The organism is Mycobacteroides sp. CBMA 271, assembly GCF_009729205.1.
In the GTDB taxonomy this organism is placed as follows: Bacteria; Actinomycetota; Actinomycetes; order Mycobacteriales; family Mycobacteriaceae; genus Mycobacterium.
The window spans coordinates 184,198-207,009 of record NZ_VTHB01000001.1 but is presented as its reverse complement, the minus strand read 5'-3'; the positions used below and the strand labels follow the sequence as shown (position 1 = coordinate 207,009).

At 64.4% G+C, this 22,812-nt stretch carries 25 protein-coding genes and 2 tRNA genes; 19 read left to right on the top strand and 8 right to left on the bottom strand.

Annotated features, from left to right (window positions below; translation table 11 throughout):
- The first annotated feature begins 89 nt into the window (after positions 1-89).
- The 7 genes from pcaH to FZI91_RS00985 are packed head-to-tail and all read left to right on the top strand — an operon-like array spanning position 90 to position 5,041.
- Entirely contained in the window at positions 90-851 is a 762-nt protein-coding gene (gene pcaH, locus FZI91_RS01015) for a protocatechuate 3,4-dioxygenase subunit beta (protein WP_155936868.1), read from the top strand.
- Positions 844-1,386 carry a protocatechuate 3,4-dioxygenase subunit alpha gene (gene pcaG, locus FZI91_RS01010; protein WP_155936867.1) on the top strand — a complete coding sequence of 181 codons (543 nt, stop codon included), beginning with the start codon at positions 844-846 and terminating at the stop codon, positions 1,384-1,386. The genes pcaH and pcaG overlap by 8 nt, the downstream gene beginning before the upstream one ends.
- Positions 1,383-2,609: a lyase family protein gene (locus FZI91_RS01005; protein WP_155936866.1), complete on the top strand. Its 1,227-nt coding sequence runs from the start codon at positions 1,383-1,385 to the stop codon at positions 2,607-2,609. The genes pcaG and FZI91_RS01005 overlap by 4 nt, the downstream gene beginning before the upstream one ends.
- Positions 2,606-3,391 (top strand): alpha/beta fold hydrolase, encoded by a 786-nt coding sequence (locus FZI91_RS01000; RefSeq protein WP_155936865.1) that lies wholly within the window; start codon positions 2,606-2,608, stop codon positions 3,389-3,391. The genes FZI91_RS01005 and FZI91_RS01000 overlap by 4 nt, the downstream gene beginning before the upstream one ends.
- Positions 3,388-3,765: a 4-carboxymuconolactone decarboxylase gene (gene pcaC / locus FZI91_RS00995; protein ID WP_155936864.1), complete on the top strand. Its 378-nt coding sequence runs from the start codon at positions 3,388-3,390 to the stop codon at positions 3,763-3,765. The genes FZI91_RS01000 and pcaC overlap by 4 nt, the downstream gene beginning before the upstream one ends.
- The gene (locus FZI91_RS00990) at positions 3,762-4,418 is read left to right on the top strand and encodes a 3-oxoacid CoA-transferase subunit A (protein ID WP_155936863.1); all 657 of its coding nucleotides are present in this window, start codon (positions 3,762-3,764) and stop codon (positions 4,416-4,418) included. Before pcaC ends, FZI91_RS00990 begins: the two co-directional genes overlap by 4 nt.
- On the top strand, positions 4,415-5,041 hold the full coding sequence (locus FZI91_RS00985) for a CoA-transferase (RefSeq protein WP_155936862.1): 627 nt from the start codon (positions 4,415-4,417) through the stop codon (positions 5,039-5,041). Before FZI91_RS00990 ends, FZI91_RS00985 begins: the two co-directional genes overlap by 4 nt.
- Here FZI91_RS00985 and FZI91_RS00980 read toward each other — a convergent pair.
- Positions 5,038-6,255: an oxygenase MpaB family protein gene (locus FZI91_RS00980; RefSeq protein WP_155936861.1), complete on the bottom strand. Its 1,218-nt coding sequence runs from the start codon at positions 6,253-6,255 to the stop codon at positions 5,038-5,040. The two genes, FZI91_RS00985 and FZI91_RS00980, sit on opposite strands and share 4 nt — an antisense overlap.
- A 123-nt stretch (positions 6,256-6,378) precedes the next feature.
- Between FZI91_RS00980 and FZI91_RS00975 the strand changes: the two genes are divergently transcribed.
- From FZI91_RS00975 to FZI91_RS00955, 5 genes are all read left to right on the top strand, one after another.
- Positions 6,379-7,020: a TetR/AcrR family transcriptional regulator gene (locus FZI91_RS00975; protein ID WP_155936860.1), complete on the top strand. Its 642-nt coding sequence runs from the start codon at positions 6,379-6,381 to the stop codon at positions 7,018-7,020.
- The gene (locus tag FZI91_RS00970; protein ID WP_155936859.1) at positions 7,021-7,797 is read left to right on the top strand and encodes a fumarylacetoacetate hydrolase family protein; all 777 of its coding nucleotides are present in this window, start codon (positions 7,021-7,023) and stop codon (positions 7,795-7,797) included.
- A 2-nt stretch (positions 7,798-7,799) separates the two neighbouring features.
- Positions 7,800-9,275, top strand: coding sequence for a glutamate--tRNA ligase (gene gltX / locus FZI91_RS00965; RefSeq protein WP_155936858.1), 1,476 nt, complete (start codon positions 7,800-7,802; stop codon positions 9,273-9,275).
- A 93-nt stretch (positions 9,276-9,368) separates the two neighbouring features.
- Positions 9,369-9,440, top strand: a tRNA-Gln gene (locus FZI91_RS00960).
- Positions 9,441-9,569: 129 nt separating this feature from the next.
- Positions 9,570-9,642, top strand: a tRNA-Glu gene (locus tag FZI91_RS00955).
- An 8-nt stretch (positions 9,643-9,650) separates the two neighbouring features.
- On the opposite strand, the gene FZI91_RS00950 is transcribed toward FZI91_RS00955, so the two are convergent.
- From FZI91_RS00950 to FZI91_RS00940, 3 genes are read right to left on the bottom strand one after another with little or no spacing between them, the layout of a single operon-like run.
- A complete protein-coding gene (locus FZI91_RS00950; RefSeq protein WP_162525866.1) occupies positions 9,651-9,953 on the bottom strand; it encodes a hypothetical protein in 303 nt (100 codons plus the stop codon).
- 11 nt (positions 9,954-9,964) lie between these two features.
- Positions 9,965-10,462, bottom strand: coding sequence for a pyridoxamine 5'-phosphate oxidase family protein (locus FZI91_RS00945; protein ID WP_155936857.1), 498 nt, complete (start codon positions 10,460-10,462; stop codon positions 9,965-9,967).
- Between the two features lie 9 nt (positions 10,463-10,471).
- Positions 10,472-11,173 carry an IclR family transcriptional regulator gene (locus tag FZI91_RS00940; protein WP_162525865.1) on the bottom strand — a complete coding sequence of 234 codons (702 nt, stop codon included), beginning with the start codon at positions 11,171-11,173 and terminating at the stop codon, positions 10,472-10,474.
- Between the two features lie 52 nt (positions 11,174-11,225).
- Between FZI91_RS00940 and leuC the strand changes: the two genes are divergently transcribed.
- From leuC to FZI91_RS00925, 3 genes are all read left to right on the top strand, one after another.
- Positions 11,226-12,668, top strand: a complete 1,443-nt coding sequence (leuC, locus tag FZI91_RS00935) for a 3-isopropylmalate dehydratase large subunit (protein WP_155936856.1) — start codon at positions 11,226-11,228, stop codon at positions 12,666-12,668.
- Between the two features lie 29 nt (positions 12,669-12,697).
- Positions 12,698-13,297: a 3-isopropylmalate dehydratase small subunit gene (gene leuD / locus FZI91_RS00930; RefSeq protein WP_162525864.1), complete on the top strand. Its 600-nt coding sequence runs from the start codon at positions 12,698-12,700 to the stop codon at positions 13,295-13,297.
- 172 nt (positions 13,298-13,469) lie between these two features.
- The gene (locus tag FZI91_RS00925) at positions 13,470-14,090 is read left to right on the top strand and encodes an HU family DNA-binding protein (RefSeq protein WP_155936855.1); all 621 of its coding nucleotides are present in this window, start codon (positions 13,470-13,472) and stop codon (positions 14,088-14,090) included.
- A 115-nt stretch (positions 14,091-14,205) separates the two neighbouring features.
- Here FZI91_RS00925 and FZI91_RS00920 read toward each other — a convergent pair whose 3' ends face one another.
- From FZI91_RS00920 to cofC, 3 genes are read right to left on the bottom strand one after another with little or no spacing between them, the layout of a single operon-like run.
- The gene (locus FZI91_RS00920; RefSeq protein ID WP_162525863.1) at positions 14,206-15,141 is read right to left on the bottom strand and encodes an NUDIX hydrolase; all 936 of its coding nucleotides are present in this window, start codon (positions 15,139-15,141) and stop codon (positions 14,206-14,208) included.
- A 51-nt stretch (positions 15,142-15,192) separates the two neighbouring features.
- On the bottom strand, positions 15,193-17,319 hold the full coding sequence (locus tag FZI91_RS00915) for an RNA degradosome polyphosphate kinase (RefSeq protein ID WP_155936853.1): 2,127 nt from the start codon (positions 17,317-17,319) through the stop codon (positions 15,193-15,195).
- 4 nt (positions 17,320-17,323) lie between these two features.
- Positions 17,324-17,926: a 2-phospho-L-lactate guanylyltransferase gene (cofC, locus tag FZI91_RS00910; RefSeq protein WP_309224088.1), complete on the bottom strand. Its 603-nt coding sequence runs from the start codon at positions 17,924-17,926 to the stop codon at positions 17,324-17,326.
- A 54-nt stretch (positions 17,927-17,980) separates the two neighbouring features.
- Here cofC and FZI91_RS00905 point away from each other — a divergent pair, with 54 nt between their 5' ends.
- The 3 genes from FZI91_RS00905 to FZI91_RS00895 are packed head-to-tail and all read left to right on the top strand — an operon-like array spanning position 17,981 to position 21,212.
- Positions 17,981-18,961: an NAD(P)H-dependent glycerol-3-phosphate dehydrogenase gene (locus FZI91_RS00905; protein ID WP_239001707.1), complete on the top strand. Its 981-nt coding sequence runs from the start codon at positions 17,981-17,983 to the stop codon at positions 18,959-18,961.
- Between the two features lie 4 nt (positions 18,962-18,965).
- A complete protein-coding gene (locus FZI91_RS00900; RefSeq protein WP_155936851.1) occupies positions 18,966-20,075 on the top strand; it encodes a cystathionine gamma-lyase in 1,110 nt (369 codons plus the stop codon).
- An 18-nt stretch (positions 20,076-20,093) separates the two neighbouring features.
- A complete protein-coding gene (locus tag FZI91_RS00895; protein ID WP_162525861.1) occupies positions 20,094-21,212 on the top strand; it encodes a D-alanine--D-alanine ligase family protein in 1,119 nt (372 codons plus the stop codon).
- 63 nt (positions 21,213-21,275) lie between these two features.
- Here FZI91_RS00895 and FZI91_RS00890 read toward each other — a convergent pair whose 3' ends face one another.
- The gene (locus FZI91_RS00890; RefSeq protein ID WP_162525860.1) at positions 21,276-21,818 is read right to left on the bottom strand and encodes a DUF3515 domain-containing protein; all 543 of its coding nucleotides are present in this window, start codon (positions 21,816-21,818) and stop codon (positions 21,276-21,278) included.
- A gap of 17 nt (positions 21,819-21,835) precedes the next feature.
- On the opposite strand from FZI91_RS00890, the gene FZI91_RS00885 reads away from it, so the two are divergent.
- A complete protein-coding gene (locus FZI91_RS00885) occupies positions 21,836-22,786 on the top strand; it encodes a thiamine-phosphate kinase (RefSeq protein ID WP_162525859.1) in 951 nt (316 codons plus the stop codon).
- Positions 22,787-22,812: the final 26 nt, after the last annotated feature.

Here is a 22,812-nt window from a genome sequence, read left to right as displayed (position 1 = left end):
CAACTAGGTCAACGGGGGTCGCCGGGTCTCATTTTCTGCACAACGGTCTGATCTTCCGTTCAGCAGAGAAAACGGCTACGGTCGATTTCATGGAGGCACGCATGGCGCCCACCCAGCGTGAGATCGATGAGCAGATCGCTCGTATTACCGTCATCGGCGCGGGCGTGGGAATGACGCAGCCCCTCCTGGACTACCCGCCCTACCGCAGCAGCGTGTTGAGGCATCCGCAGGCGGCACCGGTGTGGGTGGACCCAGAGGCGCTGGAGCTCACCGCGCCCTGTTTTGGCGAGCGAGATATCGATCCGGTCGATGCCGATCTGACCGCCGGGGCGCCGGGAGAGCCTCTCGGAGAGCGCATTGTCGTCACCGGGAGGGTGGTCGATGGCCGCGGCAAGCCTGTCGGAGGACAACTGATCGAGGTGTGGCAGGCGAACTCCAGTGGACGCTATATCCATGCGGGGGACCAGCATCCCGCGCCGCTGGACCCGAATTTCACGGGAAAGGGTCGATGCCTAACTGTCGCCGACGGCACGTATCGGTTCGTCACGATAAGGCCGGGACCGTACCCGTGGCGCAATCACGTGAATGCGTGGCGCCCCGCGCATATCCACTTCTCGCTGTTCGGAACGGCGTTCACGCAACGCCTCGTGACGCAGATGTACTTCCCGGGAGACCCGCTGTTCGGCCTTGACCCGATCTTCCAGTCGATCGTGGATCCCTCCGCGCGGCAAGGCCTGATCGCGCACTATGACCACGACGTGTCCGAGCCCGAGTACGCCACCGGATATCGCTGGGACATCGTGCTGTCGGGAACGCGGCGCACCTGGGCCGAGACGGACAGCGATGGGTGAAGCAGCACGAACGGCCGGACAGACGGTCGGGCCGTTCTTCGCCCCCGCCTTGACATTTCCCGACGACTGCCGACTCGTTCCCCGCGATAGTCCAGCTTCCGTCACGCTGCACGGATTCGTCTACGACGGAGAGGGTAACGGCATACCGGACGCTGTCGTGGAGGTGTGGCAGCCCGATTCCGCGGGAAACGTCTCACGGCACCCGGGCTCGCTGCGACGCAACGCCGATGTGTTCACCGGATGGGGGCGTTGTGCCACCGACGGCGATGGGCACTACGAGTTCACCACAGTGACACCGGGTTCCGTCGCTGGCGCCCAGCCCTTCTTTGCGCTCGTCATTTTCGCGAGGGGCCTGTTGAACCGGCTGTTCACTCGTGCCTATCTTCCCGCGGAGTCCGACCGGTTCCTGGATACACTCGATCCGGCGCGCAGGAACACGTTGATATGCACACCCGAACCCTCCGGATACCGCTTCGACATCCGTATTCAAGGGCCGGGTGAGACGGTGTTCCTTGAGTATCGAGGTATCGAATGACCAACCTGTTGTGGCCCGGTGATCACCGGGCAGGCGCCCTTATGTCGGATGAGACGCTGCTCGACAACATGATTCGTGTCGAGACGGCGTGGCTGGGCGTGCTTGCCCGCGCGGGAATCGCGCCCGCACCGTGCGCCGGTATCGATCTGCACCGATGGGTCCACGCAGAGGACCGAGCGGCGCTGGCGCTGGCGGCCGAGGACACCGGTAACCCGGTGCCGGCGCTGGTCGCGCTGCTGCGGCAGCGCGCAGGTGGTGAGCACGGCAGGTGGATCCATCGCGGACTTACCAGCCAGGACGTCCTCGACACCGCACTGATGCTGGCCTTCCGCTCCGCGACCGAGGTGATTAAGTCGCAGCTGTCGCGCCAAGCCTCGGCCCTCATCACGCTCGCCGAGCGTTACCGGGAAACACCTACGTTGGCAAGGACTTTGACACAGCCCGCGGTACCGACCACCTTCGGCGTCAAGGCGGCGGTGTGGCTTGATGGCGTGGTTGACGCCTACGAACGAATCATGGTTGTCACGACGCCGATTCAGATCGGCAGTGCAGGTGGAACGCGCTCCGCGATCGCGGAGCTGCTTGCGCTTAGGAGCACCCCTGCGGCGCAACCCTCCAATCCCGAGGAACTGGTCGAGACCGCCGCCGCCGAACTGGACCTGGACGCTTGGCGGCCATGGCACACGGCGCGGGCCCCGGTCACAAACGCTGGGGACGCGCTCGTTGGATGCGTCGACGTGTGGGGGCGCATCGCCTCCGATGTGGTGACCATGGTGCGTCCGGAAATCGGTGAGCTCACCGAGCCCGGCCCAGTAGGGCGCGGTGGTTCTTCGACCATGCCGCAGAAGCGAAACCCCATCCTGTCCATATTGATCCGGCGGGCAGCCATCTCGGCCCCACAGCTTTCCGCGACTCTGCACGTCGCCGCGGCCTTCGCCAACGACGAGCGCCCGGACGGTGCCTGGCACGCCGAGTGGGAACCGTTACGGACGTTGACGCGCCAGGTGATCATCGCCGGCGATCAATGTGCCGAGCTGCTGAGTGGACTGCAGGTGCACGCGGAGCAGATGGCGGCAAACCTCGCGCGCTTCGACGTCCTTGCCGAACAACGGGTCATCGCCGAGCTTTCCGGGAAGCCTGCCAGCGAGACCTACCTCGGCGAATGCGCTCGGCTGGTGGATGGGACGGTTGAGCGTGCCCGCCGGACGATCGCGGATCTATGACCATCCCCGTCGTCACCATGACGCATTTGGGCGGGACGGATGGACTGCCCGTACTGCTGGTCGGACCGTCCCTCGGGATCTCCGTTACCACGTTGTGGGGTGACGTCGTGCCCGCGCTTGACGGCACTTATCACGTGGTGGGATGGGATCTTCCGGGCCACGGGGCAAGTAGGCCGACGACATCTGCCTTTTCCATGGAAGATCTCGCGCGGGGGGTACTTGGTGCCGTGAACATCGCCGTGGGAGCTGCTCCGCTGTACTACGCGGGAGTGTCTGTGGCGGGGGCTGTCGGCCTGCAGCTGCTGTTGGACCATCCCGGCAGGGTGCGCGCGGCGGCGTTGGTGTGTACGGGTGCGCAGATCGGCGAGCCGGCCGGCTGGCTGGAGCGGGCGCAGCAGGTGCGGGCCCAGGGGACAGCCGCCGTGGCCAAGCAATCCGAAGAACGCTGGTTTGCACCGGGATTCACCGACGGAAACCGCCAAGCGGCTCGACGGTGTGTCGATGACCTGTCGGGTACCGACCCCGAGTCCTACGCACAGGTCTGTGGTGCACTCGCGGAATTCGATGTGCGAGCACGGTTGCCGCAGATCGTCACGCCGGTGGTGGCGGTGGCCGGAGGGCATGACGTGGCCACCCCGCCTGCGTCACTGCGTCTCATCGCCGCGAATGTTCAACACGGGTCCTACCTGGAGATACCGAGCTGTGGCCATCTGCCTCCGGTGGAGGACCCGCGCGCCATGGCACAAACGTTGACGGACATGTGGAATGGGGAAAGTCGATGACCGACGAAGATTCTGCTCGCTATGAATCGGGAATGGTGGTCCGCCGTGAGGTGCTCGGTGACGAACACGTCGATCAGGCCACCGCGAGGATCACCGATGTCACCCGGGATTACCAACGATTCATCACCGAATACGCCTGGGGCTCGGTATGGACCCGAGGGGGTCTGGACCGGCGCAGCCGCTCCATCGTGACCCTGACGGCCCTGGTGGCCGGTGGCCATGACAGCGAGCTGGCCATGCATCTTCGTGCCGCGCTGCGAAACGGGCTGTCGCGTCAGGAGATCGTGGAGGTTCTGTTGCAGACCGCGATCTACTGCGGGGTCCCGCACGCGAACAGGGCGTTCCGGATCGCACAGGAAGTCCTCGACGAATGAGCCTGTTCGTCACCGATCGGCCTGCGGATGCGGTGGCCGGAATCGAGGACGAATCCACAATTTTGGTGAGCGGGTTCGGTATGGCAGGTATGCCGGTGCGGCTGGTCGATGCGCTCATCGCCCAAGGCGCGACGGGGTTGACGGTGGTGAGCAACAACGCGGGAAACGGCGATACCGGACTGGCTGCACTACTGGCCGCGGGGCGTGTCCGGAAGGTGCTGTGCTCCTTTCCCCGTCAACATGACTCGTGGATTTTCGACGAGCTCTATCGCTCCGGGAGAGTGGAGCTCGAACTCGTGCCGCAGGGCAATCTCGCCGAGCGGTTGCGGGCGGCCGGAGCGGGTATCGGCGCGTTCTTCACCCCGACGGGGGCCGGCACATCGCTGGCGGAGGGAAAGGAGACTCGAATGATCAGTGGCCGCGAACATGTTCTGGAATTCCCCATTCACGGTGACTACGCGCTGATCCGTGCGCATCGCGCGGACCGGCTGGGGAACCTGGTGTACCGGAAGACCGCACGCAATTTCGGGCCGGTGATGGCGACGGCTGCCCGGACCACTATTGCCGAAGTCGCGGAAATCGTGGATACCGGTGCGATTGATCCGGAAGTAGTTGTCACACCGAGTATCTACGTCGACCGGCTGCTGGCATGACGGGGCCACTTACGCGCGAACAGTTGGCCGCTGCGGTGGCGCGAGATGTCCCAGCGGGTGCCATCGTCAATCTCGGCATCGGACAGCCGACCATGGTGGCCGAGTATCTCGACCCCAGCGCGGGAGTCCTCCTGCATACCGAGAACGGGATGCTCGGTATGGGGCCTGAGGCGCGGGGAGACGACATCGATACGGACCTGACGAATGCCGGGAAGATCCCGGTGACTGAGCTACCGGGCGCCGCCTACTTCCATCACGCCGATTCCTTCGCGATGATGCGCGGTGGCCACCTCGATGTATGTGTCATGGGCGCGTACCAGGTGTCCTTCGAGGGAGACCTGGCCAACTGGAGCACCGGTGACCCAGAGGCTATCCCGGCGGTGGGCGGGGCGATGGACCTTGCCGTTGGTGCCCGATCGGTATTCGTCATGATGGCGCTGTTCGGCAAGGACGGCGCCCCCAAGTTGGTGCCCACCTGCAGCTATCCGCTGACCGCGATGCGCTGCGTGACCCGTCTCTATACCGATTACGCGATATTCCATCGTGATTCGCGCAACAGACTGTCCATCGTCGAGACATTCGGCATTGCCGCACCGGATCTGGCGCGGAGGTTAGGCCTTTAGCTGGCGGTCGCCAGCTTGTCATGCTGGCGGTAGGTGCGGTCGCCGCCGGTCTGCGCCATGCCACGTGAAACGATCTGGCGCCGTGCGAAGTGCCCGAATTCCTCACTGATGCGCGTCATCCCGGGAAGCACGTTGCGACGTTCGAAGAACCAGTTGACCATTGATGTCCCGAGGACCGCGGCCTGCATCGGCTTGCTGTCGATAAGCCCCAAATGGTCTGCGTGGGTCTTGCCGAGGATGAGCCGGCTGTAGGAGGACAGGTATGCCCGAGATAGCCGCATGTAAGCGGGTTCGCCGGGAGCCGCCTGATGCAGCGCCTGGGTGAGGGTGAAGGAATCTTCGTCGGGCAGGAATTCGGTATCGGCCTCCAGCCAGAACAACCGCCACGTGTCCTCTTCGCTGGTGGGCACCAGCTCGGGGTGAATACCCATGAGCTGCCCCACATATCGCCAGAAGTGGAATACGGCCTCGCGCTCGGTGTCGGTGAAGCTCATGCCCATTGCCTGGCACCCGGCCAGATTGGCCAGCGAGAACAACATGAGCGTTCCGGCCAACTGGATTTGGTTGATCGGAGTGTCCCAGTTCTTGTAGTCCCAGTCATCCCGCCGGTGCATGGCGCCGCGTACCAGCGCATGCATGAGACGGACGCGATGAATTCCCTTGAAACCGGCGGAGAATCGCTCGAGGCCGCCGGGGGAGGTGACGTCGATGAGCCATTGAGCGGTCTCGTGCAGTCGGCGTGGTGCCGCGGCTTGCAGGTTCAGGTTGCCCGTGCCGACGAGGGGCTTGTCGGCACGGGACGAGAGGTATCCGCCGGTGAGCGCCAGCCCGGGCAGTGCCAGGCCCAGCCCCACCACTCCGGTGCGCATACTGACCCGCGCGGCCAGCTCAAGTTTTTGGTCGTCGAGCCAGTACGGCCGCGCGTCCACCTGGGCGAAGAAGGCAATGAGCTCTTCGGGAGGATTCTCGACAGAGTCGATACCCGACTCGAGCGCCACCTCAAACATCCGGCGTCCCTGACCCGCGGGGAAACGCGCGAACATCGTGACTACCGCATCGGCGACCGGGTCGCCGATCTGCGCGTACTGACGGAAGGTCTCTCGCTGTTCGGCAGTCGCGCGGATATCGCGCCCGGCCAGGAAGCGGGTGAACACATTGAACGGGAACTCGCGAAGCTGAGGCGGGTTGGGCAGCTTCTGCCAGCTCGAAGTCATTGACCGGGTCCTTTCGTCATGGACAGCAGTGCGGAGATCTTCTGGTGACGCGTTTCACCATCTGGTGAGAGTCTTCACCAAAAAATGCCGCGAGGTCAAGCACCAAAATGCGACAATGGGCCGATGGCCTCCCGTAACTACGGTGGCGTCACGCCCATTGAGCGACGCGCGCGTCGTCGCGCTGTGCTGCTCGACGCCGCACTGAACTTGGTCGCGGCCTCCGGGGTAAGCGGTCTCACGGTGCGCGGTGTGTGCACCGAGGCCAGGCTCAACGATCGTTATTTCTATGAGAGCTTCCGCAGCACCGATGAGCTGTTGCTCGCCATGCTTGACGAACAAATGATCGCTGGATCCAACGCGATCTTCGAGGCGATCGCCGAAAGCTCGCAATCCAACGATCCGGTGGTCCGCACGCGCGCGGCCGTTGGCACGGGCCTGAAGTTCCTCACCGACGACCCGCGCCGGGGCAGGCTGTTGGTCGAATCGCAGGCCACCGAGGGCCTCGCGGTACGACGGCGGGACCTGGTCAAGACACTGGCGCAGGTGATGGCAGACCAGGGCCGCGTGTTGCTTCCCGCCGACGATGCGCTGGATCCCGACCTGGATCTGGCGACGTTCACGCTGGTATCGGGCGGACTGGACTTGGTCACCAGCTGGTTTCGCGGCGAGCTGGATATCACCCGCGACCGGCTAGAGGATTTCCTCGTCGCGCTGGTCACCCGGGCGAACATCAAGGCCGAAGAGGAGGAAACTAGGCTCATGTAAATGCGCCTAGGACGTATTGCCAGCCCAGACGGTGTCGCCTTCGTCAGTATCGAGGGAGAAGACGGCACTGAGACCGCCCGGGAGATTGCCGAACACCCCTTCGGCAACCCCACCTTTACCGGCCGACAGTGGCCGCTCGCCGATGTCAGGCTGCTGGCGCCGATTCTGGCCAGCAAGGTGGTGGCCATGGGCAAGAACTACGCCGCCCACGCCGCCGAGATGGGTGGCGCCCCACCGGAGTCGCCGGTGATCTTCATCAAACCCAATACCTCGATCATCGGGCCTGGTCTGCCGATTCAACTGCCGGCCAGTGCATCCGAGGTGCACCACGAGGGCGAGCTCGCCATCGTGATCGGTCGGCCATGTAAGGACGTGCCCGCTTCTCGCGCGGCCGAGAACATCCTGGGATACACGATCGGCAATGACGTGTCCGCACGCGATCATCAGCGGGCCGACGGCCAGTGGACCCGGGCCAAGGGGCACGACACCTTCTGCCCGCTGGGGCCGTGGATCGTCACCGATTTGGATCCCTCGGACCTGGAGATCCGCACCGAGGTCAACGGCGAGGTCAGGCAGCGCAGCCGCACGTCGCTGCTGCTGCACGATGTCGGGGCGATCGTGGAGTGGGTTTCGGCCGTGATGACCCTGCTGCCCGGTGACGTGATTCTCACCGGAACCCCCGAAGGTGTGGGGCCGATCGTCGATGGCGACACGGTAAGCGTTTCCATCGAGGGCATCGGTACCTTATCTAATCCTGTTGTGCGGAAGGCGAAGTAGGAATGAGCGACGATAAAGTCCGGGTACGTTTCTGTCCGTCACCGACGGGCACTCCGCATGTCGGTTTGATTCGGACCGCGTTGTTCAACTGGGCGTACGCGCGACACTGTGGTGGCGACTTTGTATTCCGCATCGAGGACACCGACGCGGGGCGCGACAGTGAGGAAAGCTATCTGGCGATCCTGGATGCCCTGCGGTGGTTGGGTCTGGACTGGGACGAGGGCCCCGAGATCGGCGGTCCGTACGCGCCGTACCGGCAGTCGCAACGCAAGGAGATGCACCTCGATGTGGTGCACAAGCTTCTCGAGGCCGGGGAAGCCTATGAGGCGTTTTCGACACCCGAGGAGGTGGAGGCCCGCCACCTCGCCGCTGGGCGCAATCCCAAACTGGGGTACGACAATTACGACCGCGAACTTACCGACGATCAGCGCGCAGCTTTCCGAGCGGAGGGGCGCAACCCCGTCATCCGTCTGCGCATGCCGGATCACGACATCACCTGGAATGACCTGGTGCGCGGAGAGACCACCTTCGCGGCGGGGGTGGTGCCAGATTTCGCGCTGACCCGTGGCAACGGAGACCCGTTGTACACCTTGGTGAACCCGGTCGACGACGCCTTGATGAAGATTACCCACGTGTTGCGTGGCGAGGACTTGCTGCCGTCGACGCCCCGCCAGATTGCGTTGTACGAGGCCATGATCCGGGTGGGGGTGGCCGACTCGATACCCGAGTTCGCGCACCTGCCCACCGTGCTCGGGGAGGGCACCAAGAAGCTCTCGAAGCGCGACCCCCAGTCCGATCTGTTCCTGCATCGCGACCGCGGGTTCATCCCCGAGGGGCTGCTCAATTACCTTGCGCTGCTGGGATGGTCGATCGCCGACGATCACGACATCTTCAGCCTGCAGGAGATGGTGGCAGCCTTTGACGTCACGGACGTCAATTCGAATCCGGCACGCTTCGACCAGAAGAAGGCCGATGCCATCAATGCCGAACACATTCGGTTGCTGTCTCCGGAGGAGTTCGTGGCGCGGCTGCGGACCTTCTTCGTGGCGCACGGACACGAGCTCGGACTCGACGACCACGCTTTCGCGGTGGCGGCCGATTTGGTGCAGACGCGGATCGTGGTGCTGGGGGATGCCTGGGGCCTGCTGAAGTTCCTCAACGACGATGTCTACGCCATCGACCCGGCTTCGGCGCGCAAGGAGCTGGGGGAGGCGTCCGGGCCGGTACTGGATGCCGCGATCGGGGCGCTGGAGTCGATTGACGCCTGGACCACCCCGGCGATCGAGGAGGCGCTCAAGAGCGCGCTCATCGAGGGGCTCGAACTCAAACCGCGGAAGGCGTTCGGGCCGCTGCGCGTCGCGGTCACCGGTGCGACGGTGAGCCCGCCGCTGTTCGAATCGATGGAACTGCTGGGCTCCGGGCGCACCCTCGATCGGCTCAGAGCTGCCCGGACCTGGGAAAACGAGGTGCAGACCTAAACCGATTCGGGTTAATCGCCCTTGGTTTGGTAGTCTGCTCGTCGGCCTTGAAGTCCGCAGTCAGAGCGTTGACCTGCGGTTCTTCGAAGCCAATGGGGTATGGTGTAATTGGCAACACTAGGGATTCTGATTCCCTCATTCTAGGTTCGAGTCCTGGTACCCCAGCGATGAGCCGCTTGCGCGAAGAGCAAATAGCGGCGTCAAATCATTTGCACCGCAAGTGATTTGGTGGATGTGCGGTGGTGAGCTAGACTGTCAAGTCTGCGCGCCTCGTGCGTCGCACAAAATGTTCTAGCCCCCGTCGTCTAGCGGCCTAGGACGCCGCCCTCTCACGGCGGTAGCGTGGGTTCGAATCCCATCGGGGGTACAAGTTCTCTAGCGCCATCTCTCGGCGCAATGTCTTCCCAGCGCACGTAGCGCCTCCTCGGTCAATTCCGGATGACTGTTCCGCACTGTCCAGACCACGAACTTGCGTGCTTGGTTCACACCGACCTTCTCGGCATCAACCTCGATCGCCGTGACCTCCTCGCAGAGCGCACGGATTCGGGCCGCATGCTCGCCGACCGCCTCACCGGTGTGGAGGTGGTGGACCAGCGCGTCGCTGAGCGGTCGCTTGATCTTCTTGGCCCGCAGACCCTCGCGGAAGGAGTCGAGCGCTTCGCGTGCGAGCTGGCCCACCGTCGCCCTACCTATTCCTTGGGTGCCGTCGTACCGCCGAGGGGCATGGCGGGCAAGCCGAGCTTGCGGTGGTCCCAGGACCGGATGCGGGTAGGACGCACCCGGACCGCGATGCGCTTGTTGAGCATCTGCTCGACGAAGGGCTTCATCTCTTCGGTATACGGCGCGGTGTAGCGCTCGAAGACGCTGATGCCGACCTGAAACAGGACGTCCGGGTCCTCGACGATCTCGGCGTTGCCCTCGATCGAAATCCCCCGCAGGGTGTCGTAGGTCAGACCGTCCTCGATGAGGCAGGTGATCGTGGGGTTGCGCTTGATGTTGACGACCTTCTGGGACTTGGCCTTGGTCTCGAACCACAGCTCGCCGTCGAGCACCGCGTACCACATGGCCACCAGATGCGGCTGCCCGTCGGCGCCGAGGGTGGCCATGGTCGTGGTGCGTGAGTTGTTAATGAACTCGGTGATCTCGTCGTCGGACATGACGATCTGCGAGCGTTGATTGCTTCCCATATTCGGAGCTTAAAGCCGGGCCGTTATCGCCTCGGAGGCGGCAACGAGATCGGCCGCCCAGCGTGCTCCCGGGCGCCGTCCCATCCTGTCGATCGGACCGGAAACTGATATTGCTGCAACGACATTGCCGTGACGGTCCCGGACGGGCGCCGAGACACTCGCAACGCCGGCCTCACGTTCGGCCGCGCTTTGGGCCCAGCCCCGCTTGCGTGCATCGGCGAGGGTGCGCTCGGTGAACGTCGCACCGGGCAGCACCGCGGTCTGAGTTGCTGGATCACTGTGCGCCAGTAAGACTTTGGCGCCAGAACCGGCGGACATGGGTAGGCGGGAACCGATCGGCACGGTATCGCGAAGGCCGGCGGGCGGTTCGAGTGCCGCGATGCACACCCGCACGGTGCCTTCCCGGCGGTAGAGCTGCACGCTCTCACCGGTGATCTCGCGCAGCTTCGGCAGCACCTGCGCGCTGGCGCTCAGCAGCGGGTCATCGACATGCGCGGCGAGCTCGGCTAATCCGGCACCGAGCTGCCACTGCCCATTGCCGTCACGGGATAGGAATCGGTGGACTTCCAACCCGGCCGCGAGCCGGTGCGCGGTAGCGCGGGGGAGGCCCGTGCGCTCGCACAATTCCGCTAGCCCACAGGGGGAGTCGCCTATGGCGGTCAGGACCAGCACCGCTTTGTCGAGAACACCGATGCCGCTATGCTGTCTCACAGGACGATACTAACGTTCCAAATATTGAGACGCAATGAGTACGGAGCCCATCATGAGTACGGTCCAACAGCCCCGGACCCTGGCAGAGAAGGTCTGGGACTCCCACGTAGTGGTACGCGGCACGGGTGAGGGTGCGGCCCGCGAACCCGATCTCATCTACATCGATCTGCATTTGGTCCACGAGGTGACCAGTCCTCAGGCGTTCGATGGTCTGCGCCTTGCCGGGCGCCCGGTGCGTCGCCCGGACCTGACGATCGCGACCGAGGACCACAACGTCCCGACGGTCGACATTGACAAGCCCATCGCCGATCCGGTGTCGCGCACCCAGGTGGAAACCCTGCGACGGAACTGCGCGGAATTCGGCATCCGTCTGCACTCGATGGGTGATGTGGAACAGGGCATCGTGCACGTGGTCGGTCCGCAGCTGGGTCTGACCCAGCCGGGCACCACCGTCGTGTGCGGCGACAGTCACACTTCCACCCACGGAGCGTTCGGGGCGCTGGCGATGGGGATCGGGACCTCTGAGGTTGAGCATGTGATGGCCACGCAGACCTTGCCGCTAAGGCCATTTCGGACCATGGCCATCAATATCGACGGTCCGCTGCCGGAGGGTGTCACCAGCAAGGACGTCATTTTGGCGGTCATCGCGAAGATCGGTACCGGCGGCGGCCAGGGGTATGTTCTGGAGTATCGCGGGCAGGCCGTCGAGGAGATGTCGATGGAAGCCCGAATGACTATGTGCAATATGTCTATTGAGGCAGGGGCCCGGGCGGGCATGGTGGCGCCCGATGAGACGACATATACCTATCTCAAGGGCCGTGCGCATGCTCCCAAGGGTGAACTGTGGGATGCGGCTGTGGCCGAATGGGACTCGCTGCGCACCGACGAGGGCGCCCGGTTCGACGCCGAAGTGCACATCGATGCCACGACTTTGACGCCCTTTGTCACCTGGGGGACCAATCCTGGACAGGGCATACCGCTGGGTGCGGTGGTTCCCGATCCCGAGCAGATGGCCGACGAGGAGGAGCGGCTGGCGGCCGAGAAGGCGCTGACTTACATGGATCTCACACCGGGCACCCCGATGCGTGAGATCCCGGTGGACACCGTGTTCGTCGGGTCCTGCACCAACGGGCGAATCGAGGATCTGCGCGCGGTGGCGGAGGTGCTGCGTGGCCAGAAGGTCGCCGAGGGCGTCACCATGCTGGTGGTCCCCGGATCGATGCGGGTGCGGGCACAGGCCGAATCCGAGGGCCTGGGCGAGATTTTCACCGCCGCCGGCGCGCAGTGGCGTCAGGCAGGCTGCTCGATGTGCCTAGGCATGAACCCCGACCAGCTGTCCCCAGGGCAGCGGTGCGCCTCGACGTCCAACCGGAACTTCGAGGGGCGTCAGGGCAAGGGGGGCCGCACCCACCTGGTGTCACCCGCGGTCGCCGCGGCGACCGCGGTGCGGGGAAAGCTCTCATCGCCAGCTGATTTGGCAAAATCCGTAAAATAGGTACCCGCGAAAAGGCACAGGAGGAAATAGTGGAGGAATTCGACACTCACACCGGAATTGGTGTGCCGCTGCGTCGTTCCAACGTGGACACCGACCAGATCATCCCGGCGGTGTACCTCAAGCGCGTCACCCGAACGGGTTTCGAGGACGGTCTCTTCGCGGGCTGGCGTACCGATCCTTCGTTCATTCTTAATCTGGAACCGTTCAACCGGGGCAGCGTTCTTGTCGCCGGGCCCGATTTCGGCACCGGATCATCCCGGGAGCACGCCGTTTGGGCCTTGATGGACTACGGATTTCGAGTAGTACTGTCGTCCCGTTTCGGAGATATCTTCCGGGGCAACGCCGGTAAGGCCGGTCTGCTCGCTGGATTGGTGGAACATTCCGACATCGAGCTGCTGTGGAAACTTATTGAGCAGAATCCAGGCCTGGAACTCACTGTGAATCTTGAGGATCGGACGGTGACCGCCGGAACGGCGGTGGTGCCGTTTGCGATTGACGACTACACCCGGTGGCGGCTGCTCGAAGGATTGGACGATATAGGCCTTACGCTGCGAAAAGTTGATGAAATTGCGGCTTTTGAAGCCTCGCGGCCGGAGTTCAAACCCCGGACTTTGGAGCCTGCCGAGTAGCTGATTGGGCGCCCTTGGGGGGCAAGGGCATTGCTTTTGGTCGCGATATGGCTTGGCAAAAAGCGCAGAGAATTTTGCCGAAATTACGCGTGGCACTTGGAAATCAGGTGGTGTTGGGTTTACCGTGTTCGAAGTCGGTTCAAAGTGGACCACTGGCTTCGGAGGGTTTTACATGAACAAAGCAGAGCTCATCGACGTTCTGACACAGAAGTTGGGCTCGGATCGCCGGCAAGCCACCGCTGCGGTGGAGCACGTCGTCGACACCATCGTTCGCACCGTGCACAAGGGTGAGAGCGTGACTATCACCGGATTTGGCGTTTTCGAGCAGCGCCGCCGCGCCGCTCGTGTCGCCCGCAATCCGCGCACCGGTGAGACTGTCAAGGTGAAGCCGACGTCGGTTCCGACGTTCCGACCGGGTGCACAGTTCAAGGCGGTTGTCTCTGGCGCACAGAAGCTTGCGGCCAGTGGCCCCGCTGTGAAGCGTGGTTCGACCGCTGCTCCTGCCAAGAAGGCCGCCCCGGCCAAGAAGGCTGCAGTCAAGAAGGCCGCACCCGCCAAGAAGGCAGTAGTCAAGAAGGCTGCGCCTGCTAAGAAGGCTCCGGTGAAGAAGGCAGTAGTAGTCAAGAAGGCTGCGCCTGTTAAGAAGGCTCCGGTCAAGAAGGCAGTAGTCAAGAAGGCTGCGCCCGCTAAGAAGGCTCCGGCTAAGAAGGCTCCGGTCAAGAAGGCCGTGACCAAGGCTCCCGCCAAGAAGGCTCCGGCCAAGAAGGCTCCGGCCAAGAAGGGCCGCAAGTAGTTTCACGCCAACATCGGGTCCCACCTCAGGGTGGGGCCCGATGTTGCATTTCCAGGTAGTAGGTCCGCTGGCCTGTTCCACGTCGGAGGCCAGCCTCGTCACGGATTTCCGTGAGCTAGACCCCGGCGGGGAGCGGGCTGTCCAGATGATCTGCGGCCAGCAGCTTCTGGCCGCGCATCGAGAGCACCCACATGCTGCCCTTACGGTTACGCGACTTGTCGGGGCGGACGCCGTCGCGATGAGCCCACCATTCGACGAGATCCGGAATCACCCGGCCCTGTGTGCATATCACCCGCACACCGTCCAATCCGGCAATTTCAAGAATTCGGTGATGCGCGCGCTTTCGGTCGGCCCAATAGGCCTCTTCATTGAGTGCGGGCTCGCTGTAGATCACCGTGTTCAGCTCCTCGGCAAGCGGTTCCACGGTCTGCCGGCAGCGCAGTCGATCGGCGGCGTGAATGGCACTGGCGCCGAATGCAAGTAGTTGGCCGGTAAGTGCCTCGGCCTGGGCGCGGCCTTTCCTGTCCAATGGCCGTAGGGTGTCGTCGCCCGAAAAGCGTTCCTTTCGTCCCGCTTTTGCGTGCCGCACAACAATTACTGTCCGGGTGTCAATTTCGTGTTTTGCGAAATTTCGCAGCACTTTCCGGTCGACGGCGTAGCTGACTGTCTTGATCGCGCGCGCAACGGAGACCCATTGGATCTCGTCGACTTCATGACCAGCTTCGAACTGGCCATCCAAAGCTTGTGCCGCCCAGTATTTGACGCGCTTAGTTCCCTGGGCCACCGGATAGCTCACCGACGGTAATCGTCTGCCGAGGCGCGCGGTGAAGCCGGTTTCTTCGGCAATCTCACGGACCGCTGCGATGGCCGCCGTCTCACCCGGGTCGAGTTTCCCTTTGGGCAATGACCAATCGTCATACCGCGGCCGGTGTACCAGCGCTACTTCGATATCACCGGCCGTGTTTTCCTGGTCAGGGTTTTCCTTGTACCGCCAGAGCGCGGCTCCGGCGGCCAGGACCGCTGCACCGGTCCGGGTGGTCGGATCGGGCACGAAAGCTCCTTCGGGGGAGAGTTGTTCAAGCCGATTCAGGTATGGACAAGCTTAAGTCTGCGAGCGGTGTCGTCTCATCATCTCGACCTGATGATCGCGTACTTCCTCGCCGTCGGCGGGCGAAGCCAACCACTGACCGTCGGGCTGCAGTTCCCAGCACCGGGTTCGGGAGTCCAAGGCCGAGGTGAACATGTCGTCGAGCTGTGCCGTGAGCTTCGGGTCGGTGACTCGCGCGAGAACCTCGACACGTCGATCCAGGTTGCGGTGCATCATGTCCGCGCTACCGATCCAGAATTCGTCGCTGGCGCGGAAATGAATGATGCGCGAATGTTCAAGGAACCTACCCAGAATGGACCGTACCGTCACGCTGCCGGAGTACTCCGGAATCCCGGGGCGCAGCGCACAGATTCCGCGCACCACCACCTCGACGGGGACCCCGGCCTGCGAGGCCCGGTACAACGCGTCGATCACCTGCTCATCAACCAGTGCGTTCATCTTCATCCGGATCCGGGCATCCTGTCCGGCGCGGTGTGCGGCGATTTCACGGTCGATGCGGTCGATGATCCCGGCCCGAATTCCGTGCGGAGCCACCAATAGGTTGCGGTAGGAAACCTTTCGTGAATATCCGGTGAGGGAGTTGAACAGGTCGGTGAGATCCGCGCCGATCTCTGGCGCGCTGGTCAGCAGGCCCACATCCTCGTAGAGCCGCGCAGTCTTCGGGTTGTAGTTTCCGGTGCCGATATGGCAGTACCGACGGATCGCTGAACCCTCACGCCGCACCACCAGCGCCGTCTTGCAATGCGTCTTCAGGCCGATCAAGCCGTAGACCACGTGCACACCAGCATCTTCCAGTGCACGGGCCCACTTGATGTTGGCCTGCTCGTCGAAGCGCGCCTTGATTTCGACGAGGGCCACCACCTGCTTGCCGGCCTCGGCGGCATCGATCAGGGAGTTGACGATGGGGGAGTCGCCGGAGGTGCGGTACAGCGTCTGCTTGATGGCCAACACCTGGGGATCCGCCGCCGCCTGCTCGATAAACCGTTGCACGCTGGTGGAAAACGAGTCGTACGGGTGATGAACAAGTACGTCCCCATCCCGGAGCGTCGAAAAGATGCTCTTAGGGGTCTCGCCCTGTCCGAATGCGGGATGCGTCGCCGGCACGAACGTCGGATCCTTGAGCCCCGGACGATCTACGCCGTAGACCTGCCATAAGCAAGACAGGTCGAGCAGCCCGGGAACCTGCACCACATCACCCGGATGCACGTCCAGCTCACGCAGGAGCAGCTCGAGCATGTGCTCGGTCATATCGTCGGCGACCTCGAGCCGAACCGGCGAGCCGAACCGGCGACGCGCCAATTCTCGTTCGAGGGCCTGTAGCAGATCCTCGTCTCGATCCTCCTCGACCTCGAAGTCGGCGTTCCGGGTGATGCGGAAGGCGTGGTGCTCGACGATCTCCAGGCCGGGGAACAACGCCGACAGGTGCGCGGCGATAAGTTCCTCCATGGGCAGGAAGCGAGCGCTGTGATTCGTCTCTGCACCGTCCGGGCTGCGCAACCTGACGAATCGATCGACGTTGTCGGGGACCTTGATTCGGGCGAAATGCTGACCGCCCGTGTCGGGAACCTGGACGGTGATAGCCAGGTTCAGGCTCAGCCCAGATATATAGGGAAAGGGGTGCGCCGGGTCGACGGCCAGCGGCGTCAGTACCGGGAATACCTGGTCGGTGAAGTACGACGAGAGGTAACTCCGCTCGCTGTCGGAAAGGTCGGCCCAGGTGACGACGAAAATGCCATTCTCGGCGAGCTCGGGACGCACCGATTCGCTGAACACCCGAGCGTGCTGGATCGAGATCTCCTGTGTGCGCTCGCCGATCAGCTTCAGCTGCTCGCGCGGCGACAGCCCGTCGGCCGAACGCACCGACAACCCGGTCTCGTCGCGCCGTTTCAGGCCAGCGACCCGCACCATGTAGAACTCATCCAGGTTGGAGGCGAAGATCGCCAGGAACTTGGCGCGCTCCAGGATGGGCAGGGACGCGTCGGCTGCCAGCGCCAGGACGCGTGTGTTGAAATCGAGCCAGGAGAGTTCCCGGTTGAGATACCGGTCTTCGGGCAGTTCCTCGCCCGACACGGTCGTTGTTGCCGCCGGGGGAACGCTCGGTGTGGTCACCCTTGTGATCATAGGGTCAGCGGAGCAGGGATGCGCCCAGCTCGCGAGCAGCGGCCAGATCTTCCGGGGTATCTACGTCACAACGCAGCCCGGGCCAGTTCCCGGTTAGCTCGATGGCCCCCGAATCTTGGTGGCGCTGTGCCGAATTGACACCGAACAGCGGATTGAGATCTCCATCGGTGCTGAACAGAGCCGCGGTGCCACTGCCATGCCGGTCGGCCACGTAGCTGCGGGAATGGGCGCGCGCGGCCTGCATGGCCGCCGCGAATTCCTCGGGCGTCACCGCGGGAAGGTCGGCTTGCAACACAACGAGATTCGGTGACGAGGCGCGCAGTTGCGACGCGGCGTTACGCAGCGCATTGTTCAGGGGATCGGGGTGCTCCTCGGGGGTGTCGTCGAAGATGAACAGGGCCCCGGCCTCACCTGCGACCGCCTTGGCAGCGGGGTCCGGGCTGACCACGGCGACTGTCTGGGCCGCCGTGAACGCCACGGAGATGACGTGCGTCAACATGCCCAACACCAGCCGTTGCCGCTCGGGTGCGGGAAGCGACGGTGCCAGGCGGCTCTTCGCGGTCGACAAGTTCTTGACCGCGATGATCACGCTGAAGTCTGCGCCCACACCTCCATGGTGCCAGCTCCCAGTAGGGTGTCTGCCATGGCCACGGCGGCGGTGATGGGTGCTGGTTCCTGGGGGACCGCGTTGGGCAAGGTACTTGCCGACGCCGGTCACGATGTCCGTTTGTGGGCACGCCGATCCGAATTGGCCGACGAGATCAATGCGACGCACCGGAACTCGGTGTACCTCAGCGACGTGGATCTGCCTTCCTCGATCGTCGCCACCGGGGTGGCCGCCGACGCCCTCACGGGTGCCGACCTGGTGCTGCTGGCGGTGCCCTCTCAGTCGCTGCGCGCCAACCTGACCCCCTGGGCCGATCTCATCGAACCCGGGTCCTCGGTGGTCAGCGTGGCCAAGGGCATCGAGGTGGGCACCCTCATGCGGATGAGCCAGGTCATCACCCAGGTATTGGGCGCCGATTCCAGCCGGGTGGCCGTGCTCACCGGTCCGAACCTGGCCAGTGAGATCGCCGCCAGCCAGCCGGCCGCCACCGTCATCGGCTGCACCGACTCGACCAGGGCCGTGGCCCTGCAACGCGCGTTCTCGACGCGCTACTTCCGCCCTTACACCAACTCCGACGTGGTCGGCTGCGAGGTGGGCGGCGCATGCAAGAACGTGATCGCCCTGAGCTGCGGCATGGCTGCCGGAGTCGGGCTGGGCGAGAACACGATTGCCACCATCATTACCCGCGGGCTGGCCGAGATCACGCGTTTGGGTCTGGCGCTGGGTGCTAGTCACACCACCCTGGCGGGACTGGCGGGGGTGGGGGACCTGGTGGCCACCTGCACCTCGTCGCATTCTCGGAACCGAACCTTCGGCATGCGGTTGGGCCGCGGTGAGACGCTGCAAGAGGCGCGTAACGCCGCCGGCGGTAGGGTCGCCGAGGGAGTCACCTCCTGTGAGTCCATTCTGGCGCTGGCGTCCAGCTATGACGTCGAGATGCCGCTCACGGAGGCTGTTCATGGCGTCTGTCATCGCGGACTGAGCGTCACCGATGCCGTCGCCCAGCTGCTGGGGCGCAGTACCAAACCGGAGTAAGCACATGCTTGAGCCAGGGATCTCGACCCGGGCCGTTGTGGCCGCCACCGCCGAACCCGTTGCGGGGCAACCATTTCTCGCGGGACCGGTGTTCGCATCCGCGTACCATCTGCCCGTGCCCGAGGACGACACTCTCGACACCTACGGGCGGGCCTCCAATCCCAGTTGGCGACAATGGGAATCGGGTTTGGCGACACTGGAGCACGCCGACAGCGCGCTGGTGTTCGGCTCGGGGATGGGGGCGATTGCCTCGACGCTGCGGGCCTTGGTGCGGCCCGGGCAGACGCTGGTGGTCCCGGCCGACGGTTACTACCAGACTGCGCGCTATGCAACGGAAAACCTTGCAGCGCTAGGAATCAATGTGATCGCGGCAAGCTCGAGAGACATAGTCGAGATCGCAAGCCAGGCCGATGTGGTGTTGGCGGAGACGCCCTCGAATCCGCGCCTGGACGTCGTCGACCTAGCGCTGCTGGCGCGGAAGACACACGCGGGTGGTGGCGTCCTGGTGGTGGACAACACCACCGCCACCCCGATGGGACAGCTCCCGCTGGAGTTGGGTGCCGATCTGGTGGTGGCCAGCGCGACGAAGGCACTGTCGGGCCACAGCGATCTCATCGCCGGATATGTCGCGGGAACGCGTGAGGACCTCGTATCGGCCGTCGCGCAGGAACGGTCCCGGGCGGGAGCGATCCTGGGGCCATTCGAAGCCTGGCTGGGAGCGCGCAGTCTCGCCACCGCCGGGCTGCGCTTCGAGCGCCAATGCCAGAACGCACTCGCATTGGCAACAATGCTGCGCGAACATCCGACGGTGTCCGCGGTGCGCTATCCGGGGCTCGCGAGCGACCCATCCCATCGGGTGGCGACCGCCCAAATGAGCCGGTTCGGCTCCTTGGTGTCGATCGAGCTGTCCGACGCCGACGCCGTGCACGCGTTGGTACAGGGGAGTGAGCTGTTGGCGGCATCGACGAGTTTCGGTGGTGTGCACACCTCGGTGGATCGCCGGGCGCGCTGGGGAGACGCAGTACCGGAGGGGTTCGCACGCATCTCGCTGGGCATCGAGGACACCGACGATCTGCTGGCCGACGTCGAGGCCGCGCTCGCCGGGATCCGATAGCCGGTACGGTCTTAAGCCGTGAACGCCTCCCGGATCAAGGTCGCGCTCGTCTTCGGCGGGCGCAGTAGCGAGCACGCGATCTCCTGCGTGTCCGCCGGCAGCATTCTGCGCAATCTCGATCAGGACACCTATGAGGTGGTCGCGGTCGGGGTAACCCCCGAGGGCGGCTGGGTCTTGACCGACGGCGACCCGGCGCAGTTGTCGATCAGTGATCGCACTCTTCCGCAGGTCAGTGACGCCTCCGGGACCGAACTGGTGCTCGCCACCGACCCGCGGCGCGCGGGGCAACTGGTGAACGTCGATTCGAACGCAGCCGGTCAGGTGCTGGCATCGGTGGACGTGGTGTTCCCCGTTCTGCACGGGCCTTACGGCGAGGACGGCACTATTCAGGGGCTGCTGGAACTCGCCGGGGTGCCCTATGTGGGCGCCGGTGTGCTCGCGAGCGCGGCCGGCATGGACAAAGAGTTCACCAAGAAACTGCTGGCCGCCGAGGGACTTCCGATCGGCAAGTACGCCGTGATTCGTCCCCGTGACGCCACGCTGACGCTGGATCAGCGAGAGGACCTGGGGCTGCCGGTGTTCGTCAAGCCGGCCCGTGGCGGGTCGTCGATCGGGGTGTCTCGCGTGCTGACGTGGGAGGCGTTACCGGCGGCCATTGAGCACGCGCGCCAGTTCGATCCGAAGGTGATCATCGAGGCCGCGATCGTCGGGCGTGAGGTGGAGTGCGGGGTGCTGGAGTTCCCGGACGGGGACGTCCGGGCCAGCGTGCTCGGCGAGATTCGGGTCGAGGGAGTGCATGAGGGTGAGACGGGTGCGCCCGCCTTTTATGACTTCGAGACCAAGTATTTGGATAACACCGCCGAACTGGACGTGCCGGCCAAGGTCGACGACGCGGCGAGCGACCAGATCCGCGAACTCGCGGTGGCGGCGTTCCGGGCGATCGACTGCCAGGGGCTGGCGCGGGTGGACTTCTTCCTCACTGAGGACGGTCCGTTGATCAACGAGATCAACACGATGCCCGGATTCACCACGATTTCGATGTATCCCCGGATGTGGGCGGCCAGCGGCGTGGATTACCCGGCACTGCTGGATGCGATGGTGCGCACCGCGCTAGCGCGCGGCACGGGGCTGCGATGAGTGCTTGCGCGAAGAGCGTTGGTTTGATGAGTGCTTGCGCGAAGAGCGTTGGAGCGAGGTAGTTCAGCGCGGTAGTGGCGCCGGATCGGGTGTTACGGCGGGCAGCACCTTGGTGATCGCGTTGGACATCTCCGTCAACGGCTCTGAACCCGAACTGTCCGGTGTCGTCAGCGCGATGTAGACGCCACGGTCGACCGCGAACCAGGTGGTCACCCCGATTGCCGCATCGGTGACCCGGAACCACTGCACCCCGTTGACCTGCGCCACCGAGGTGCCGACGGCGAACTCGGCCGGCCGGTCGACTCCGCAGCGCGCGACCACCGAATCGTTGCCCCGGCGCCATGCGGCGACCGAAGCAGGTGCGGGTTGCACGATCTCGACCCGTTTCCAGTCGCCCGCCATACCAACGGGGTAGGCCTTGCTCATGTCTATGCATTTTGGTGAATTCGCTTGTGGTGATGGGATGTCTGGCACCACGATTGGTCGCGAGTCATCGCGCAAGTGCGCGTATTTCAGAACCCCGAAGAGGACCGCCAGGACTGCGATCGCGCCGAAAACCGCGATCCCGATGAGGAGCTTGCGTGGCGGGCCGTCTTCGGATTGCACGGGCCTACACTAACCGAGTGCCAAATCTGGGCGATACCGGCGAGTTCGGCGTGATCAGCCGCCTTACCGCGGGACGTGCGCTCGGCCCCGAGATCCACCTCGGTCCGGGAGATGACGCCGCAGTGGTCGCCGCGTCGGACGGCCGTGTTGTGGTCTCCACGGATATGTTGGTGCAGGACAGACATTTCCGGCTCGATTGGTCATTGCCGGTGGATATCGGCCGAAAGGCGGTGGCGCAGAACGCCGCAGATATCGAGGCCATGGGTGGACGGGTCACGGCCTTGGTGGTGGCGGTGGGTGCGCCCGTCGAGACCGATGTCGCGTTCCTTGAGCAGCTCAACGAAGGAATGTGGGCCGAGGCGGCGGCGATCCAGGCCTCGATCGCGGGCGGTGATCTGGTTGCCTCCCGCGAACTGGTGATCTCGGTGACGGCGCTCGGCAACCTGCAGGGCCGCGCACCGGTGACCCGCAGTACGGCGGCAGCGGGGGATACGGTCGCCGTGTGCGGTGCGCTGGGTACCTCGGCGGCGGGTTTCCGGTTGTGGCAGGAAGAGATTGACGAGTTCCCCGAGCTGCGACGGGTGCACCTGGTACCGGCCCCGCCGTACGGACAGGGACCCGTGGCCGCGCTGGCCGGAGCCACCGCGATGACCGATGTCTCCGACGGGCTGTTGGCCGATCTGAGGCACATTGCGGAATCGAGTGCGGTTCACATCGACCTGAGGTCGCCGAACCTGGAGGTGTACCTGCCGCCGCTGGCCGGCGCGGCGGGCCTGCTGGGCGCCGATCCGTGGGAGTGGATCTTGACCGGCGGAGAGAATCACGCACTGGTCGCGACATTTCCGGGAACCGTCCCGGCGGGCTGGACCGTCGTCGGCGGGGTGCGGGCGGGCATTCCCGGGGAGAGCACAGTGACGGTGGACGGCAGACCCTGGACAAAACAGGCTGGATGGGACTCGTTCGCCTGATGTCTTCGCGCAAGCGGCTCATCCAA

What these genes read in the sequence shown, in the direction of transcription:
- leuC (WP_155936856.1), top strand. Translation starts at nt 11,226, where the DNA reads ATGAGTACGGTCCAACAGCCCCGGACCCTGGCAGAGAAGGTCTGGGAC.
- FZI91_RS00925 (WP_155936855.1), top strand. Translation starts at nt 13,470, where the DNA reads ATGAACAAAGCAGAGCTCATCGACGTTCTGACACAGAAGTTGGGCTCG.
- FZI91_RS01000 (WP_155936865.1), top strand. Translation starts at nt 2,606, where the DNA reads ATGACCATCCCCGTCGTCACCATGACGCATTTGGGCGGGACGGATGGA.
- FZI91_RS00945 (WP_155936857.1), bottom strand. Translation starts at nt 10,462, where the DNA reads ATGGGAAGCAATCAACGCTCGCAGATCGTCATGTCCGACGACGAGATC.
- FZI91_RS00905 (WP_239001707.1), top strand. Translation starts at nt 17,981, where the DNA reads ATGGGTGCTGGTTCCTGGGGGACCGCGTTGGGCAAGGTACTTGCCGAC.
- FZI91_RS00970 (WP_155936859.1), top strand. Translation starts at nt 7,021, where the DNA reads ATGCGCCTAGGACGTATTGCCAGCCCAGACGGTGTCGCCTTCGTCAGT.
- pcaG (WP_155936867.1), top strand. Translation starts at nt 844, where the DNA reads ATGGGTGAAGCAGCACGAACGGCCGGACAGACGGTCGGGCCGTTCTTC.
- FZI91_RS00980 (WP_155936861.1), bottom strand. Translation starts at nt 6,255, where the DNA reads ATGACTTCGAGCTGGCAGAAGCTGCCCAACCCGCCTCAGCTTCGCGAG.
- FZI91_RS01005 (WP_155936866.1), top strand. Translation starts at nt 1,383, where the DNA reads ATGACCAACCTGTTGTGGCCCGGTGATCACCGGGCAGGCGCCCTTATG.
- FZI91_RS00990 (WP_155936863.1), top strand. Translation starts at nt 3,762, where the DNA reads ATGAGCCTGTTCGTCACCGATCGGCCTGCGGATGCGGTGGCCGGAATC.
- gltX (WP_155936858.1), top strand. Translation starts at nt 7,800, where the DNA reads ATGAGCGACGATAAAGTCCGGGTACGTTTCTGTCCGTCACCGACGGGC.
- pcaC (WP_155936864.1), top strand. Translation starts at nt 3,388, where the DNA reads ATGACCGACGAAGATTCTGCTCGCTATGAATCGGGAATGGTGGTCCGC.
- FZI91_RS00900 (WP_155936851.1), top strand. Translation starts at nt 18,966, where the DNA reads ATGCTTGAGCCAGGGATCTCGACCCGGGCCGTTGTGGCCGCCACCGCC.
- pcaH (WP_155936868.1), top strand. Translation starts at nt 90, where the DNA reads ATGGAGGCACGCATGGCGCCCACCCAGCGTGAGATCGATGAGCAGATC.
- FZI91_RS00915 (WP_155936853.1), bottom strand. Translation starts at nt 17,319, where the DNA reads ATGATCACAAGGGTGACCACACCGAGCGTTCCCCCGGCGGCAACAACG.
- FZI91_RS00975 (WP_155936860.1), top strand. Translation starts at nt 6,379, where the DNA reads ATGGCCTCCCGTAACTACGGTGGCGTCACGCCCATTGAGCGACGCGCG.
- FZI91_RS00985 (WP_155936862.1), top strand. Translation starts at nt 4,415, where the DNA reads ATGACGGGGCCACTTACGCGCGAACAGTTGGCCGCTGCGGTGGCGCGA.